At 36.5% G+C, this 17853-nt stretch carries 18 protein-coding genes; 6 read left to right on the forward strand and 12 right to left on the reverse strand.

The window, feature by feature from the left end; genetic code table 11:
- Window positions 1-14: 14 nt before the first annotated feature.
- Complete coding sequence (panD, locus tag ACZ9HT_RS06530; protein WP_476039657.1) at window positions 15-365, reverse strand: aspartate 1-decarboxylase; 351 nt, start codon at window positions 363-365, stop codon at window positions 15-17.
- Between the two features lie 389 nt (window positions 366-754).
- On the opposite strand from panD, the gene ACZ9HT_RS06535 reads away from it, so the two are divergent.
- Window positions 755-1063, forward strand: coding sequence for an HU family DNA-binding protein (locus ACZ9HT_RS06535; RefSeq protein ID WP_476039658.1), 309 nt, complete (start codon window positions 755-757; stop codon window positions 1061-1063).
- 81 nt (window positions 1064-1144) lie between these two features.
- Here the strand turns inward: ACZ9HT_RS06535 and pdxH are convergent, their stop codons facing one another.
- A complete protein-coding gene (gene pdxH, locus ACZ9HT_RS06540; RefSeq protein WP_476039659.1) occupies window positions 1145-1789 on the reverse strand; it encodes a pyridoxamine 5'-phosphate oxidase in 645 nt (214 codons plus the stop codon).
- Between the two features lie 53 nt (window positions 1790-1842).
- On the opposite strand from pdxH, the gene ACZ9HT_RS06545 reads away from it, so the two are divergent.
- Complete coding sequence (locus ACZ9HT_RS06545) at window positions 1843-2391, forward strand: YqgE/AlgH family protein (RefSeq protein WP_476039660.1); 549 nt, start codon at window positions 1843-1845, stop codon at window positions 2389-2391.
- A gap of 99 nt (window positions 2392-2490) precedes the next feature.
- On the opposite strand, the gene ACZ9HT_RS06550 is transcribed toward ACZ9HT_RS06545, so the two are convergent.
- The 10 genes from ACZ9HT_RS06550 to ACZ9HT_RS06595 form a co-directional block, all read right to left on the reverse strand.
- A complete protein-coding gene (locus tag ACZ9HT_RS06550; protein WP_476039661.1) occupies window positions 2491-3828 on the reverse strand; it encodes an IS5 family transposase in 1338 nt (445 codons plus the stop codon).
- A 381-nt stretch (window positions 3829-4209) separates the two neighbouring features.
- Window positions 4210-5067: an aminotransferase class IV gene (locus ACZ9HT_RS06555; RefSeq protein ID WP_476039870.1), complete on the reverse strand. Its 858-nt coding sequence runs from the start codon at window positions 5065-5067 to the stop codon at window positions 4210-4212.
- Window positions 5068-5090: 23 nt separating this feature from the next.
- Entirely contained in the window at window positions 5091-5477 is a 387-nt protein-coding gene (locus tag ACZ9HT_RS06560; protein ID WP_476039662.1) for an START-like domain-containing protein, read from the reverse strand.
- A gap of 240 nt (window positions 5478-5717) precedes the next feature.
- Complete coding sequence (locus ACZ9HT_RS06565) at window positions 5718-6893, reverse strand: aspartate aminotransferase family protein (protein ID WP_476039663.1); 1176 nt, start codon at window positions 6891-6893, stop codon at window positions 5718-5720.
- Window positions 6894-7017: 124 nt separating this feature from the next.
- On the reverse strand, window positions 7018-8754 hold the full coding sequence (locus ACZ9HT_RS06570) for an OstA-like protein (protein ID WP_476039664.1): 1737 nt from the start codon (window positions 8752-8754) through the stop codon (window positions 7018-7020).
- Entirely contained in the window at window positions 8754-9227 is a 474-nt protein-coding gene (locus ACZ9HT_RS06575) for a Fur family transcriptional regulator (RefSeq protein WP_476039665.1), read from the reverse strand. Before ACZ9HT_RS06575 ends, ACZ9HT_RS06570 begins: the two co-directional genes overlap by 1 nt.
- 68 nt (window positions 9228-9295) lie before the next feature.
- Window positions 9296-11284 (reverse strand): KUP/HAK/KT family potassium transporter, encoded by a 1989-nt coding sequence (locus tag ACZ9HT_RS06580; RefSeq protein WP_476039666.1) that lies wholly within the window; start codon window positions 11282-11284, stop codon window positions 9296-9298.
- 101 nt (window positions 11285-11385) lie between these two features.
- Window positions 11386-12369 carry a pyruvate dehydrogenase complex E1 component subunit beta gene (locus tag ACZ9HT_RS06585; protein WP_476039667.1) on the reverse strand — a complete coding sequence of 328 codons (984 nt, stop codon included), beginning with the start codon at window positions 12367-12369 and terminating at the stop codon, window positions 11386-11388.
- A gap of 113 nt (window positions 12370-12482) precedes the next feature.
- Entirely contained in the window at window positions 12483-12902 is a 420-nt protein-coding gene (locus ACZ9HT_RS06590; protein ID WP_476039668.1) for a DUF2147 domain-containing protein, read from the reverse strand.
- Window positions 12903-13033: 131 nt separating this feature from the next.
- Complete coding sequence (locus tag ACZ9HT_RS06595) at window positions 13034-14956, reverse strand: LTA synthase family protein (RefSeq protein ID WP_476039669.1); 1923 nt, start codon at window positions 14954-14956, stop codon at window positions 13034-13036.
- 193 nt (window positions 14957-15149) lie between these two features.
- Between ACZ9HT_RS06595 and ACZ9HT_RS06600 the strand changes: the two genes are divergently transcribed.
- Genes ACZ9HT_RS06600 through ACZ9HT_RS06615 form a run of 4 tightly spaced genes read left to right on the forward strand, consistent with a single transcriptional unit; the run spans window position 15150 to window position 17805 of the window.
- On the forward strand, window positions 15150-15863 hold the full coding sequence (locus ACZ9HT_RS06600; RefSeq protein WP_476039670.1) for a CDP-alcohol phosphatidyltransferase family protein: 714 nt from the start codon (window positions 15150-15152) through the stop codon (window positions 15861-15863).
- 58 nt (window positions 15864-15921) lie between these two features.
- Window positions 15922-16686 (forward strand): exonuclease domain-containing protein, encoded by a 765-nt coding sequence (locus ACZ9HT_RS06605; protein ID WP_476039671.1) that lies wholly within the window; start codon window positions 15922-15924, stop codon window positions 16684-16686.
- Between the two features lie 31 nt (window positions 16687-16717).
- Window positions 16718-17140: a putative signal transducing protein gene (locus tag ACZ9HT_RS06610; protein WP_476039672.1), complete on the forward strand. Its 423-nt coding sequence runs from the start codon at window positions 16718-16720 to the stop codon at window positions 17138-17140.
- 56 nt (window positions 17141-17196) lie between these two features.
- Window positions 17197-17805 (forward strand): fumarylacetoacetate hydrolase family protein, encoded by a 609-nt coding sequence (locus ACZ9HT_RS06615; RefSeq protein ID WP_476039673.1) that lies wholly within the window; start codon window positions 17197-17199, stop codon window positions 17803-17805.
- The last annotated feature ends 48 nt before the right edge of the window (window positions 17806-17853 follow it).

Genomic DNA, 17853 nt, shown 5'->3' on the forward strand with positions numbered 1-17853 from the left:
TTATTTTTCGGAAATTAAGTAAGTAAATTAGTTTTCTCGTCGGGGAAAATAATTTTTGGCTGAAAGGTTTTCGCTTCCTCCGGAGTCATCTGAGCAAATGACATGATAATGATGATATCATTTCGCTGAACGCGCCTTGCAGCAGGACCGTTCAAACAGATCTCTCCTGATTTCCTTTTTCCTTTAATGGCGTAAGTATCGAACCTTTCGCCGTTATTCACATTTACGATATAAACTCTTTCGCCCACTATAATTCCGGAAGCCTCCAAAAGATCTTCGTCGATCGTGATACTTCCTATATAATTAAGATCGGATTCTGTCACCCGAACTCTGTGAATTTTAGATTTAAAAACTTCAATTAGCATGGCGCAAATTTAATTATTTTAATTAAAATAAGCGGAAAATATTTTTTAAGCTTCACACATCTGCATCAGGCACTACGACAACCTTTTACTAATCTTTTGAAATTACTTAAAAATCAAATCTAATATCTCTTAAAAATTAATAGATAATTAGATTATTCATAATTATAAACGAAAGAAGATGAAGTTAGAGAATTCTCGATTAACAAAGGCTTTGGCATAATTTTAGTACGCTATAACGCACATTCTTCGTGAAAACTAAAATTTATTAGTTTCTGTTAATTTTAAGATATATATATATTTTTGATTAAATATTTGGAAAAAATTTGCACAATATGAAAAAAGTTTTATATTTGCTTTAACATTAAAACTAACCTTAATAATTTATAATTATGAACAAATCTGAATTAATCGACGCTATCGCAAAAGACGCGAACATTACAAAAGTTGCTGCAAAAGCTGCTTTGGAATCTTTCATTTCTAATGTTACTTCTACTCTAAAAGAAAAAGACGGTAAAGTTTCCCTAGTTGGATTCGGTACTTTCTCTGTAGCAGACAGAGCTGCAAGACAAGGTATCAACCCTGCAACTAAAAAACCAATTCAAATCGCTGCTAAGAAAGTTGCAAAATTCAAAGCTGGTGCTGATTTGTCAGGAGCGGTAATGGAAAGTATGACTGCGACAACGAAAAAGAAGAAATAATCTTTAGATTATTTTCAAAAAAATCAAATCCCGATTTCTCGGGATTTTTTTTGTGCTATAAATTTATTCGAACAGCCTTCTTTAAGGAGCCAACCGGGAGATCTTCCAGTCAAAATCAGCCTGAAGTTCGTAGATCATTCGGTCGTGTAAGCGGTTTGGGCGACCTTGCCAAAATTCGATCTCGTAAGGTTTCGCAATATAACCGCCCCAGTTTTCCGGACGTGGGATTTCTTTATCCTGATATTCGATTTCTAAATCCTTCAATTTTCCCTCTAGAAAATCACGGTCTGGAATAATTTGACTTTGAGGGGAAACTACAGCACCCAACTGACTGCCTTTTGGGCGTGAATGAAAATAACCATCACTTAAATTTTCCGGAATTTTTTCTAATTCTGCTTTAATGATGATTTGTCTTTCCATATTGGGCCAGAAAAAATGGAGACAGGCTTTGTGATTATTTTCGATGGCTTTTCCTTTTCTGCTTTCGTAATTCGTGTAGAAAATAAAACCTTCCCAAGTATAGGATTTCAATAAAACCATTCTTGTTCTGGGGCAACCATCGCTTTCTAAGGTGGAGATCGCCATCGCATTTGCTTCCGATATCGCAGGATTTTCTTCGGCTTCCAAAAACCAATCACGGAATTGTTCAAGAGGATTTTCTTTTATTTGATTTTCAAGAAGTTGGGATTTTTCGTAAACTTTTCTTTTATCGTGCAGGTTTTCCATAATTTTTTTTATTACATTTGAAATAGGTTTTTCTATTTGACCTCCCAATTCAGATGAATCATTCTTACAAAGGTAAAATTTTAATCTCCACGCCCGATATTTCCGGCGATGTATTTTCACGTTCAGTGGTGCTGATCGTTGACCATACTGAAGAAGGTGCTTTTGGACTCATTCTCAACAAAAAAAACAGCAAAATGAGTAATCGCTTACTCCAGATTTTTGGCTTTACGGTTGATGTTTATGAAGGTGGTCCTGTCGAAAACGATAAAATATTCTTCATCAACAAAGGACAAAAAGTGACAGAGAATTTTTCTGAAATTAACAGCGAATTTTATCTGACCGAAGATATAGAAAATGTAGTTTCGGGAATTATTGATGAACAGATCACGGTTGAAGAAATCAAAGTTTTTTCCGGGTATTCCGGTTGGGGAAGTCAACAACTGGATGAGGAAGTTAAGAGGAAAATGTGGACGGTTGTCGATGTTTACAACCTCGATTACACCTTACCTAATGATCAGACACTCTGGAAAAACATTATGCAAAATTTGGGTGGTGAATTTCTGCTTTGGGCAAATGCACCCGATGATGTTTCGATGAATTAAGATCGGCAACCTTTTATATTCGACTATTTTTAAGATCTTTCCCTGAAAGTTTGCATTAACTATTTAGTCAACACTTAACAACCGCCTATTTTTAGTTTTTCAATATTTTGAGTAGGATAATTTTTTTGAAAACTGGTTCTCAACAAGAATTATTTGAAAAATTATTATGTTTAAAAATTGACAAATGGAAACTTTCCATTTATTCATCATTCTTTTGAAGTTGAATGCCGCTGCTGCTAATAAAATATTGATGTTGTCGCCAACAATTCCCTTGTAGAAATTTGTTCCCAAGCGGTGATCTGTTTTTAAATGTCCTATGATTGGCTCGATTGCCGCTCTTTGCTTGTGTGCTTTTTTGAGTTTTTTCTGTTCGTATTGCGTTTGCTTTTTATCATTAAATGGTTTGGGAATAAGAATGCTCGTCTCCCCAATTTTTACGTTTCCACGATATCCTCTGTCTACTGCAGCAGTTTTGGGAGCTTTTCCGGTAAGTTTTTCTACCTGCTCTAATGCTGGCTGTAATGTATGTCCATCAAACTCATTCCTAAATCCTAATGCTCCCAGCAAAACCCCTGTATTTCTGGTGATTACCACTGATACTTTATTACCAAACTCAAATTTTTTATGTTCTTTGCCTTTAGAGATACAAACCACATCTGGTTCATGAAGAGAATAAACTTTGGATTTTGAATTTCTCTTCTGCGCTAACACACGTGCAAATAAATTAAAAAATCTTTGGTAAACAGAACTTTCACCAAGATGTCTTTGCAGTTCACGCACCAATCTACCGGCAATTGTTCTTACTTTTCTATCTGCTTTTCTTGCCTTGCCTTTGTTTTTTGGATGATTTCGAAACCGCTGATCCACACTCAATTTTTTAAGTGTTCGGGTATAAGTTTGGCGTAGCGTAATGCTTTCTTTTTTAGAAATATCCAGACATTTTTTGATGATCTTTTTATGCAACTTACTGTCCGTTGGAAATGTAATATTTTTTTCCTGAACGGTTGTATCCACACTTACATCCGAATCATCACTATCTTTTCCGTTAATCCGAATGCTCTCTTTAAAGATCAATTCTATTCCTTCTTCCCCAATTCTCTTACGAAAATGAGTCAAATCGCTCGAAGCACATGGCGAATCTGTGGAAAATTGTTGAAGTCCGCAAAAATATTGGTAATACAAATTTTCCGTCCATTGTTCTACCACACTTTCATCGGAAACATTGCGAAGATGTTTTAAAATTAACAACCCAACCATTAACCGAATTGGCTTTGCAGGACGACCATTATCAGCGCAATATAGTGGGGCAAAAGTATCCTCAAAGAGTTGCCAATCAATACGATTGCTCAAAATAAACAATGGATGATTTTTGTTAAGCGTATCTTCAAGATAGAAGAAGAAATTTGCCTGTGGAGACGATTTTTGTTTGGAAATCATAACTAAAATATGCAAGGTTTACACCATAAAAATACGTAAACTGGCAGAAATAAGCAAGCAATATCATATATAATTAACTAACAATCAGTAAATTAAATGGTTTTTAATGGCTGACTATTTATACTTCTCTTCTTCAACACGATCAAGTTATTCAGAGATCAAAAATACTTTAACAAAACTTTAGCATCATTTAAGATTTCATTATCAAATTTATTGGGATCACTTTCGTTATTTTTGAAGTGTTGAAAATGCGATGCGATAAATAGGAATCTGAATTCTAAAAGATTGGTTTTATTTTCAATATTCAAAGAAATCTAAGAGATTTATCTCTACAAAACCCGGTAAAGGACTTGCAAAGGTTGTTTCCCGGGTTTGTCAATTTTAGGCGAAATTACTCTTCCACTGCGCAACCAGTTCTGGGAATCTTGTGGACTCAAAAGTTTTATTTCTAATTTTGGTTACTGCAAAAATTCCTTTCTCTTCAGAAATCATTAAGATCTCCTCCGATTTTTGAGACTCGAAAGCGATCATTTCGGACTCCAGAATTTCAGCCAGATTCTTTTTATGAATAAAGGTGACAAAATTCTCCATCAAAGGTGAAATATAAGCTCCTTCTGTAGTTTTCGGAATTTTAATCGTGTTTCCTTCCAAAAATAAAAGATTTCCGAAAATACTCCGCGCAATTCTTTTACTGGGATTTAGTAGGATAACATCATCCAGATCATTTTCTTTAGCGTAGATCTCTGCATATATATTTTCCGGCGAATGCGTTCGGATCGTATTCAGAAAATTAATTCCCACATTAATTTCTTTGATGAGATCCATTTCATTTTCACCCTGGATTCCCAAAACATCATCTATCCTATTCACTTCAAAATAAAAAGAAACACTGGATTTATTTAATTCAATATCATCTGCTTCACGGTAAACCAAAAAGTGAATAATTCCATCTGTGATACCATGGTCAATAACCTGTTCCTGAAAAAGATTTTGAAAAAATTCCAACGTATAAGACAGCGGAATATTCATGCGCATTTTTCGCATCGAGGCCATGAGAAAGAAATAACATTCCTCCGCAATAATGAGTTCCGAATTACGGACAAAAAAGGAAACACGAACCGCATCGCCAAATAAAAAGGCTCGGTTTCGATCTTGAAAATTTTCTGATTTATGGATAAGAGTTTCCAAAATAAATGCTGGATTTAGATTAAAAAAATAATGAACGAAAAAATCGTTCATCATATTATATTGTTAACAAAAATTTAAGTCGCCCCTAATTTAAGTCGTAGGTTTTCGATCAAATTTTCCCAATAGAGTCGGTTTTCTTCTTCGTCTCCTGCATCGCAAAAATCGGTTACGATCAAGGCCAGATCATCCGTAATATCATCAATTACGATGGTCATTTCGAAATAATTTTTGGTTCCTTCATCCTCTTCCCAACGGTAACGCACAAAACTCTCCGGCTTGTACCGAATCAGCGTCGCTTTCTCGCCTGGACCACTGTTCCAACTGAAGAAAAAATCGTCGCCTTTTTCCAGCACGTCATCTGCAAACCACTCAGAAAGTCCTTCTGCGCTTGCCATATATTCGTATAAAATCTCCGACTGACAGTGCATTGGAAATTCGTATTGCACTTTCGTTTTCGCCATATCGCCCCTATTTTTAATGTGTCGCAATATATAAATTAATTTCTAATCTACGCAATATATTTACCGAAATACATGGCATCGATGAGAAGCAAAACCCTGGTTTTGTTTTGCGAAAACACGTCCCGCTGTCCACTATATCCCCGATTCCGATGACGCTGTTTTCATAATATGATATTTATCATCGGGGGATGCCGTTTCCATACGGGCTAAAAGAAAGGGAGTTTTGTTTTTCGGCGATAATTAACAGTCATTTAAAACCTCCAGAATGATCGCGCAACCTTCTCTAATTTCATCTAATGATAAAGTCAAAGGTGGCGAAATTCTTAGATATTCGTTGCGGTATAATTGCCAGAAAACAACAAGCCCTTTTTCCATGCATCTTTTTGCAACGTCTAAGGTATAATCTGGCGAACCGAGATTTACGGCTAACATTAAGCCTTTGCCGTTAATATTTTTAATTTTCGGATGAACAAGCAATTCCCGAAATAATTTTTCTTTTTCCTCAACTTCATTCATCAAACCACTTTCCAAAACTTCTTTTAGAGTCGCGTGACTTGCTGCGGCAATTAGAGGATTCCCGCCAAAAGTTGTAATGTGACCTAACTTTGGCGAATGAGAAAGCGAGTGCATAATTTCTTTAGAACTCATAAAACCACCAACCGGAACGCCGCCACCCATTCCTTTTCCCATGACCAAAATATCGGGAACAATGCCGAAATGTTCGAAGGCAAACAGTTTTCCTGTGCGTCCGAAGCCAGGTTGAATTTCATCTAAGATGAGCAATGCACTAACTTCTTCGCATCGCGTTTTTAATTTTTTAAGATAATCATCTTCCGGAACTAAAAACCCTGCAGCTCCCTGAATCGTTTCGAGAAGAACACATGCAGTTTTCTCCGTAATTTTTTCTAAATCATCTTCCTTATTGAAATGAATAAAACGCACCATTGGCAATAGTGGTCGAAATTCCCGCTTGTGATATTCGTTCCCCGAAACGGATAGAGCGCCGTGGGTATTCCCGTGATAAGAATTATGGAAAGAGATGATTTCTTCTCTGCCGGTATATCTTTTTGCCAATTTTAAACTGCCGTCGATCGCTTCTGCACCGGAATTCACGAGATAGGTAACTTCTAAAGGATCCGGAGTGGAATCGGCCAAAAGCTTGCACAATTTCACGGGCATTTCCTGTGCATATTCCCCATAAACCATTACATGCAGATATTTTTCTGCCTGTGTTTTAATGGCTTCGACGATTTTTGGATGGGAATGACCTAAAGTATTGGCAGAAACTCCGGCGACAAAGTCCAGGTATCTTTTACCATCGGTGCCATAAATGTAAGATCCTGCGGCTTTTTCTACTTCAAAACCTGCGGCGAACTGCGTGGTTTGTGCCTGATATTTAAAAAAATCGTTTTGCATTTTAAATGAATCTGTGGTATGATCTGTTTTTGCGCCCCGGCCTGAATGGAGCTCTTTTTGTGAGGAAGAATGACGAACAAAAAAGCGGGAATGGAGGACGGATTAAGGCGCCCAAATAAAAAACTTACTTCCGGACGCGCTTCGGTGTCTTGGCTTCTTCTTTGGCTTTGGCGTCGTAGATGGTTTTTTGGGTCGCATTATAAAGGGAATCATCGGACTCATATTTCAGTTCTTCATAAGCCGGCGAATCCAGGAAGATGTCCTGCCATTTCCGGAGTCGGTCTTTTGTATTCCAGTTAAAATCCGGAAAAAATCTTTTCTCCCGCGGGATCTGACTCATCGGATAAATATCGGTATTTGCGCCAATATTGCAGGAAATGATCTGCACTTTTTTATCCTCAAATTCTGCTTCTATGGTGCCACAAGTCGAAAGCGAAACGCCAATTCGTTCTACTTCCTTCGTCTTTTCGTTTTGATCATCGGCGTACGTAATTGCCTGCGCATTTCCGATGACTTTGGCGAGATTAATATCATTTTGTTTATAATATACGATCATCAATTTGCCCTTGATCTGATTAAATTCATCTTTCATATTCAGCGAATCGGCTTTGCTGATGGCGAAAGCGTTGCCGATAACACGCAGCGAATCAATGAATTCATTTTCGGTGTCGAAATAAGCTTCGATCTTATCGCCGGTTACCTGTTTTTCGCCACTCCATGCGATCGGTTTCCCGTCTAAATGCATGATCCCGTCGGTTTCATTAAAACTTAGAGAATCGGCCCGCACCTGAATGTTGGATTTAAACATTCGGGATTTGTAATATGCACGCAGGAAACTTTTCTTTTTTAGGGGATTTTGATCATCTATTTTTTGATAAGCCAGGATTTTTTCTGCGGAGAAAAACATAGAATCTTTTTCTAAAATCCGAACTGCATAAGGTTTATCGGTCATCATTGCAGAATCTTTTTTCTCAAAGATCTCGCCGTAACCGCCTTTCATGTAACGTTTTTCTTTTGGATCACGCAACGTAACATTTCCTTTGGCTGTACCAAATCCGGTGATCTGATTAAAATACATATCGTCGCCAGTAAGGATTTTATCGTTATAATTAATTCGGGAATTTTTCTTCAAATACACTTCCTTGGAATTCATATTATAAGTTCCTTTCTCTGTATAAATAAGATTTGAGGGATTTTTTTTATTCGTGATCGTCGTAGGTCCGTTGAAGGTCGCCGTATTTGTATTTTGATTCTGAATAATATTAACACCATCGACCGTATATTCCGGATTATCGATCTTCACATTGCCTGTAAAATCTATGATTCTACTATTCAGATCATAATTTGCAGATTTGGTATACATTACATTTCCGTCTTTGGCAATGGTTCCGCCGGTATTGAAATAGGCATTATTGGTAAGTCGGTCGTAATACAGCGTTTCTGTTTTGATGGTTTGTCCGGGATCGGTAAGAACTACATTTTTTTTCGCAATTCCTTTTTGGGTATTTCCGTCGTATTCCATTTCACCGGAAGTGATGACGGAACCGTCGGCATTTTGAAGTCTTACGTTTCCGATCGCTTTCACGAAATTCTGTTCACGGTAGAAAATCACCTCATCTGCGGTAAGCGTAGAACCCTGATGCAGAAACTGGACATTCCCAGAAAAAAAAGGGTTGTCATCATATTTACCCTTAACGATCCCAAAAGTATCTGAGTGAATTAATTTTACCTTCTCCCCTTGAGCCGCAGCGCTGGTTTGATTAAAAAATGGATCTTTAACCGCAGGATCTTTCGGCTGCGTAGGAATTTGCGCAAAAACATTAACGCTAACGAAGATAAATAAAAGGAAAATATATTTCATTAATCCTTTTTGGTTCCATAAAAATAAAGTGAATGGGAATCGATGGTCACGCCAAATGTGCTTTCAATTGATTCTTTAATACCTTGAATTCTTGGATCACAGAATTCGATGATCTCCTGAATTTCTTTATCGGAACCTGTTTTATAAATCACCAAATGATCGTGTTGCTTATCGAAATAGGACTTTTCGTAAGAAGAAGAGGTAAGGGTTTTTTCCCCAAACTGATGTTTTCTGATCAATCCCGCATCCAGAAAAATTTCGATGGTATTATAAATGGTCGCTTTGGAAACATGATATTTCTTCTGCATCATCAATAAATAAAGATCATCAACATTAAAGTGATGTTCCATCATATAAATTTCCTCTAAAATCGTGTAGCGTTCCGGCGTATTTCTAAAACCTTTCTGCTGTAGATAGAGTCTTAAAACTTCCTTTATTGTTGTTATATTGAGTTCCTTATGTTTAGCGTCCATCAAAAATATTTAACTGCAAATTTATCGAATTTATAATTAAGACCAACGCTGTTTCAATTGCGAAACTATCATTTACAATGACGGAAATTCACCTGCTGTATTTTTTTAGTAATCACCTTTTGATCAAGTAATGGCGCGGATTCTACAATAACATTATGCGAGGAAATACCCCAGGCTTTAAAGTCATCGCTACCAATATATTTTACGAAATTATAGATGTTTAAGGTCATTTTCTCTTTAACCGTTAATAAAGCATCATTAATGTAAGTATTGTCGATGATGACATATTTTAAATCCGGCGGAATGTTATGAGCACGAAGCGAAGGGTGACTGCTTCTTGTCGGGATCGTGCCTTCCTCCATCATGTCAGTTAGAACCTGATCGAAATAATCGTTGATCCTGCGATCGATCTTAAATCCAAGCAGGAAATTAATTCTGTAAATTGTTCCAGGCATAATCTCATCAACGGTATATTTAAACGTAAATGGATCTTCCTGATTAATGATATTTAAGATGAAATAATGATCGGCTCTTTTCGGCTGTTTGCGAAGAATGGAATAAATGATCTTGCCTTCAATTTCATTTTCTCTTTTTGCACGGCTCAAAAACGCAAGATTTGTGGCATATTTTGGGATTGTTTCATCGAGTTTTAAATCTTTAATAATAGAAACGTATTTATCCAGTTTTACAAAAGTAATAAACTTGGCTTTGATGAGTCGACCGTTGTACCAGGCATACATACAAACTGCGATAAATCCGCCTAAAACCATTGTTAACCAACCTCCATCAAAAAATTTAATCACGTTAGCGTAAAAGAAACCGAGTTCAATAAAAAGATAAACGATAATAAACCCGATGGCAAAAACCTTCATCGTTTTGGTTCTGCTGAGCCAGTAAAAGAGGAGAATGGTCGTCATTAACATCGTTATGGTAATGGTTAAACCATAAGCAGCTTCCATGGCTTCGGACTTTTGAAAATAGATAACGACGATGAAGCACAGAAACATCAAACCCCAGTTGATCCTTGGAATATACATTTGACCTTTGACTCCAGACGGATAATCAATTTGCTGATTCGGCCAAAATGTAACGGACATTGCTTCTGAAAACATGGTGAACGATCCCGTTATTACAGACTGACTTGCAATAATCGCAGCGAAAGTTGCCAAAATAACTCCAGGTAAAATCGCCCATTCCGGCATAATACCAAAGATCGGATTGATCCCTTCGGAAACAGCAGTTGGATTATCCAACAACCAGGCGCCTTGTCCTAAATAATTTAAGATCAGCATTGTTTTTACAAATGCCCAACTTACCCGAATATTTCTTTTTCCGCAATGACCTAAATCCGAATACAACGCTTCTGCTCCCGTGGTACAGAGAAAAACTGCACCCATGATCACAATTGCACTTGGCGAATGGGTGATAAGCTGATAGGCATAATAAGGATTAAACGCTTTTAAAATTTCGTAATTTTCAAATATATGAACTGAGCCGAATACTCCTAAAACCAAAAACCATAGAACCATTACAGGACCAAATAATTTTCCGATGGAGGCAGTACCGAATTGCTGAACCATAAATACAATCGCCAAAATCACGATCGTAATTCCTACGACAGGCGTGTTTGGAGAAAAGATCTTAAGACCTTCTACAGCAGACATTACAGTTAAGGAAGGTGTTATGATACTGTCGGCAACCAATGTTGACGCACCGATAATGGCAACGACATAAAGCCATTTCTTCTTGAGTTTTTTGACGAGGGAATAGAGAGACAGAATTCCGCCTTCTCCTTTATTATCGGCTCTTAAAGCGATAACCACGTATTTTATGGTTGTTTGCAGGGTGAGCGTCCAGATGATACAGGAAAGTGCGCCTTCAATATATTCGTCGAATGGCATGTTTCCGCCATCTCTTCTAGCGTTTACAATCGCCTTCATTACATAAAGCGGCGAAGTTCCAATATCTCCGAAAACAATTCCTAGGGATACGAGTACTCCAATTGCAGTAAGCTTTTTGGTGTCAAAATGCTGACCGCCTTCGATTGTATCTGACATTCAATAATTTTTAGGGTGTAAATTTAGATTAAAAACCAATTCCAAAAAGATTTTTTTTCAAAATAATCCAAAAAAAAACTCTCTTTCGAGAGCTTTTTTATTTATGCTTTAATGTACATTGCGTTCTTAATTTCTTCTTTCACCTTTTCAAGTTTCGGGAACCATTCGGCAAAAAGAGCCGAAGAATAAGGTGCCGGAGCATCTGGAGTGGTAATTCTTTTGATTGGAGCATCTAAATAATCAAATGCTTTTTGCTGAACCATATAAGTAATTTCTGAAGAAACTGATCCAAATGGCCAGGCTTCTTCTAAAATAACCAGGCGGTTTGTTTTCTTCACAGATTCGATCACCGTATCAAAATCTAACGGTCGAACTGTTCGAAGATCGATCACTTCTACAGAGATTCCTTCTTTCTCCATATCTTCTGCTGCCTGCATCGCCAACTTCATAATTTTTCCGAAAGAAACTAAAGTTACATCTTTACCTTCTCTTTTGATATCTGCTTTTCCTATCGGTAAGTAATATTCTTCTTCCGGAATTTCCATTTTGTCGCCATACATTTGTTCCGACTCCATGAAAATTACTGGATCATTATCCTGAATTGCGCTTTTAAGTAAGCCTTTCGCATCATAAGGATTTGACGGAACGATCACTTTTAAACCAGGAATATTGGCGAACCAACTTTCTAAAGCTTGCGAGTGTGTCGCACCTAACTGACCTGCAGATGCCGTTGGACCACGAAAAACGATCGGGCAATTCCACTGACCACCCGTCATTTGACGAATTTTTGCAGCATTATTAATGATTTGATCAATCCCAACCAAACAAAAGTTGAAAGTCATATATTCTACGATCGGTCGGTTACCATTCATCGCAGAACCAATGGCGATCCCGGTGAAACCTAATTCAGCAATTGGTGTATCGATTATCCGTTTTGCACCAAACTCATCTAACATTCCTTTAGAAGCTTTGTAAGCACCATTATATTCTGCTACTTCCTCGCCCATTAAATAAATGGATTCGTCTTTTCGCATTTCTTCGCTCATTGCCTGTGCAATCACTTCTCTAAAAGTATATTCCTTCATAATAGATTGAAAAATTAAAGTACAAAAGTAAAGATTTTTTTGCAAACCATTTGGTCATGGCCACAAAAAAAAGCAACTCTTTCGAATTGCTTTTTTCAAATTTTATTTAGAAATTATTTTACCTGATACCAAGTTTGGCTTCTACCGACAAAAGAGAATCCAATATAACCTCTTACATCTAGTTTGTCACCGTCTCTGGTGATATTACATTTGTAAGTTTTACCTGATTTTGGATCTGTAATTGTTCCGCCAGTAAATTCGTTACCTTCTTTTTTCATTCCTCTAATAACCTCCATTCCAAGAATTGGTTTGTTTTTACGGTCATCTTTACAGTCGATGCAATTTGCATGTTCCGGTTTGATCAAAAGTTGAACTACTTTACCGTAATATTTACCATCTGATTTCTTCGTAATTTCTACGATGGATTTTGCCTGTCCGGTTTCGTCATCAATGGTTTTCCATTTTCCTTCAATCTGAGCGTACGAAAGTGTTGCAAACATTAGAGCAACAAAAGAGAACATTATTTTTTTCATTTTAAAATTGTTTTAATTTTTAGTTGGATAAAAGTAATTAAAAAAAGTTAAACACCAAATCTTTAATTATTCATAACATACATTACAAAAGGGATACCACAAAATCGAGATGTTAAACCATTGTTTAAATTTTAGTTTAATTTCCGGTTAATGACCCGATCCATATAATCCTGATACCAGGCTTTGCTTTTCAATTCACCCATAATAATCTCCGGCGTTTTTACGGTTCCAAGCAGATTCTTTTCATATCCCAAATCTTTGATATCATAAACTCCCGTAAAATCTTTTCCATCGAACAGGTAAATATAGTTTCCAATAATAAACTGTTCTACTCCACTGGAATTTACGATGACGTAATCCTCATTTTTATCGGAGACTAAACTTCGTCCCCAACTTCGAATTTTTTTGTTGTAGCCCATTAAATCTACCAGAGTCGGATAAATATCCATTTGTTGTGCCGGGCTTGTAATTTCACCTTGTAAATTATATTTTGGATTGGGCGAATAAAAGAGGATCGGAATTGCAAATCGATTCATGGCCTTTTCATATTCAGGATAACCAACCTGATTCGTGTGATCAGCGACCATGACGAAAATAGTATTTTTGTACCAGGGCATCTTTTTCGCCGTTTCGAAGAATTTTTTTAGAGCAAAATCGGTGTAACCAATCGGAATATGAATTTCTAAAGGTCCTTTTTTGAATTTCCCGTTATATTTCTCCGGGATTTTGAAAGGATGGTGGGAAGAGACAGAAAAAAGCGTCGCCATGAAGGGAGATTTCTTCGTGTTCAAAGTTCTTGCAAAATACTGAAAAAAAGGCTCGTCCCAAATTCCCCAAATCCCATCGAAATCAGCGTCATTGTTATATTCGGTCTTGCCATAATAATGCTTGAAACCGAGAATATTTCCGAAACCTAAAAATCCCATGGATCCATTTGGAGCGCCGTGAAAAAAGGAAGTATCGTATCCCATTTCGTTCGACACTGAAACAATGGACTGAATTTTTTGATTGGAATAAGGCGAACTTGTAAAAGCATCTTTCAAACTCGGAATCCCTGCCAAAACAGAACTCATGCCGTGAATCGACTGTCTTCCGTTAGCGAAAGCATTGGTCGCAATTAAACTGTGCGCTGCCAAACTGTCGAAAAAAGGCGTGTAGGAAACGAAATCTTTAATATCTGTATTTTTATTGAATGCGCCGCTGTATTCTTTTCCAAAACTTTCCAGAATAAAGATGACAACATTGGGTTTCGGTTCTACATCTTCCCGAAAGTATAATTTGTATGGTTTCACATTCTCCTCGATAAATTTTTGATCAACAAAATGAACTTCTTTAAAATTATTCGTATTCATGGTACGGAAAAAAGAAAATACACTGTTCAAAACAACATTTGCCTGCAAAGGATTTTTCACGAACCGATTCGCATCGACTAAATTAATAGGTCGTGTTGAATGTTTAAAATCACCTCGAATTCCGCCAACAACTAACGTTGCAATCATGCATAAGCTTACAACGGAGGAAACAAAATAGATCCATTTTTTCACCGGTTTAAATTCCGTTATTTTCACTTTTTTATAAAGAAAAATCCAGAGAATCATCAAAACCACAAACCAGAAAATCACAAACGGATGTTCCAAAATAGACAAAACAAAGATTTTCCCAATATTATTTTCGTGTTGGGCGACATTCATGGCAGCCGTTGTAAGTCTCGCCTGGGAAAAACGATAATAGATAAAGTCGCCGAAATTCATTCCATACGCAATCCCATTCATAATGAAATAGAGATAAAAAAGAAATTTTTGATAATACTTTTTTGTATTAATGAGAATCGGAATTAAACTCAGTAAAATAAAGAGAGCGTTAACATATAAAATTGCGGTCGTATCAAAAGCGATCCCATGAAACGCGATGCTAAAATAATCGCTGACCGAATCGATCTGGATCAGATCTTTATTGAAAATCCAAAATAACAGACGCGCGATTTGATAGAAAAAATAGGCTAAAAAGAGCCTGTAAAAAAGAGTGAAGATCTCCTGTAATCTGATTTCTTTCATTAAATTGATTCAAATAATGATACAAATTTACATTAAATTCATATTTCCTTTCTATTTACTTTGATGAGCAGGAAATGGTGAGCGAAATTTTAATAAAAACCTTACTTTTGTCTTTATAAAAAAATAAAGTGAAATTTTCCCTTTTTAATTAGAGAAAAATTTTCATTTTGCCTTTAAATTACAGCATTAACAAATGAATTTCGTCAAAAACAATTTAGCCAACGCTTTTACTTTAGCCAATTTATTTTCTGGCAGTATTGGAGTTATTGCCCTAATTAATGGGAATTATAAAATTACTGCGCTTTGTATTATTCTCTCTTTAATTTTAGATTTCTTTGATGGATTTATTGCGCGAGCTTTAAAATCGAATTCAAATCTTGGCGCACAACTCGATTCGCTTGCCGACATGGTGAGTTTTGGTTTGCTGCCCGGAATCACAATGTATAAAGCACTGGAACCTTTTGGATCTCAACTTTTTGGAATTGATCTGCCTTTTGAAATTAAATATCTCGGTTTATTCATCGCACTTTTTTCCTGTTTAAGATTGGCAATTTTTAATTTAGATGAAGAACAAACCTATTATTTTAAAGGTTTAAATACGCCTTCGAATACCATATTAATTTTTGGATTATACTATGCTTTTTTAGAGAATGGAAGTTTTAAATTTCTTTTTGAAAACGCTTTCTTCCTTATTTTGTTTACAATAGTCTCCTCCTGGCTTCTAATTTCTCCCATTAAAATGATCGCCATGAAATTTAAATCAATGAAAATTCAGGAAAACTACCCGAAACTAGCCTTATTAATCGGCTCGGTCTTGATCTTGATCATCTTCGGATTGGTCGGAATTCCCTTGGTAATCATCTATTACATGTTGATCTCTATAATTTTTCAGAAGCATCTTAAATAAACTTACATTCAAATATAGGTGGATGAGTCTCGACTTATCCCTACAAAAAATAAAAAAAATGAACTTAAAACTCCATAAACCGCTTTGCATTTTTGATCTTGAAACAACCGGAATCAGCGTTGCAAAAGACCGGATCGTAGAAATTTCTATCTTAAAAGTAAATCCAGATTCTTCGCGCGAAAGCAAAACCTGGCTCGTAAATCCCGAAATGTTTATTCCGAAAGAATCGATTGCTGTTCACGGAATTACCGATGAAAAAGTGAAAGATGCGCCGAAATTTAGAGAGATTGCTGCAAAAGTTCTGGAAATGATTTCCGGAACTGATTTAGGTGGATTTAATTCGAATCGTTTTGATGTTCCTCTTTTGGCAGAAGAACTTTTGCGTGCAGGCATCGATTTCGATCTGAGTAAATTTAAACTCGTTGACGCGCAAACTATTTTTCACAAAATGGAACCTCGGAACTTGACGGCGGCTTATCAGTTTTACTGTAAAAAAGGCTTGGAAAACGCGCATTCCGCAGAAGCCGATGTTCTGGCAACGTTCGAAGTTTTAGATGCACAGGTCGGGCATTACGATGATCTGCCGAATGATGTTGCAGGTTTAAGTGAATTTTCTTTCCACAATAAATTTGCAGATCTGGCAGGTTTTATCGGTTTTGATGAAGAGGAGAAAGAAATTTTCAGCTTCGGAAAATACAAAGGTCAAAGAGTGAAAGATGTTTTTCAAAAAGATTTGGGCTATTACGGCTGGATCCAGAATGCAGATTTCCCTTTATACACGAAGAAAATCTTGACTGGAATTCAATTGAGAGGTAAATTTTAAAATAAAATGTAGCTTTAAATAATTATAGTTTATGGCATCACTCGTTGAATTCAAATATTACGCAAACAGCCTCGAAGCCAATCGGGACAAACAGATCTTGGCAAATAATGGTCTCGAAAGTTTTATCGCAAATGAACAAACCATTCAGTCAGACTGGCTTTTGTCGCAAGCTTTGGGCGGAATTCAGCTTCAGGTTTTTGAGGATGAAATTGAAAAGGCTGATCTTATTTTGAGAGACTTTTTAGAGAATGAGCAAACTTCTTTAGAGGTTGAACATACGATCACCAATCCCGACTTTGAATTTACCTGTCCGAAATGTGGTTCGAATCACCTTTATCGGGACGAAAATCCTGGTGGCTTATTTGGTATTTCACTGCTCTTTCTGGGATTTCCGATAAAGGCAAAAAGCCATCTTTATCACTGTTATTACTGCAATAATGAATTTCGAATGTAGACATCAAAAAAAACTTTCAAAGACTTAATAATGTTAAACTAAACTTTTAATAGATCATGAAAATAATATGCATCGGCCGAAATTATGCAGAACACGCGAAAGAACTTGGCAATGAAATCCCCGAAAGACCCGTCATTTTTATGAAACCGGACACTGCAGTTTTAAAAAAAGGAAGTGATTTTTATATTCCGGAATTTTCGACTGATGTTCATTACGAATTAGAAGTCGTCTTAAAAATATCGAAAGGCGGAAAATATATTCAGGCAGACAATGCCGATAAATATTATGATGAAATTGGTTTGGGAATCGATTTCACAGCGCGGGATCTTCAAAGTAAATTAAAGGAAAAAGGACTTCCATGGGAATTGGCAAAAGCCTTTGATGGAAGTGCAGTTTTATCGGATTTCTACAAAAAAGAGAATTTCGATATGAAGGATCTTAATTTCTCTTTAAATAAAAACAAAGAAAAAGTACAGGACGGAAACACCTCAATGATGATTTTTTCCCCGGAGGAGATCATCGAATTCGTTTCGCAGTACTTCACTTTACGCGTTGGCGATCTTATTTTCACGGGAACACCGAAAGGAGTTGGAAAAGTAGCAGAAAATGATATTTTAGAAGCATTCTTAGAAGAGAAGAAAGTTTTCGATCTAAAAATTCAATAATAAGGAATAACAAAAATCATAAGACAGATTCGGTTGCATCCTTTTGTT

Source organism: Chryseobacterium sp. UYP7 (genome assembly GCF_056279225.1).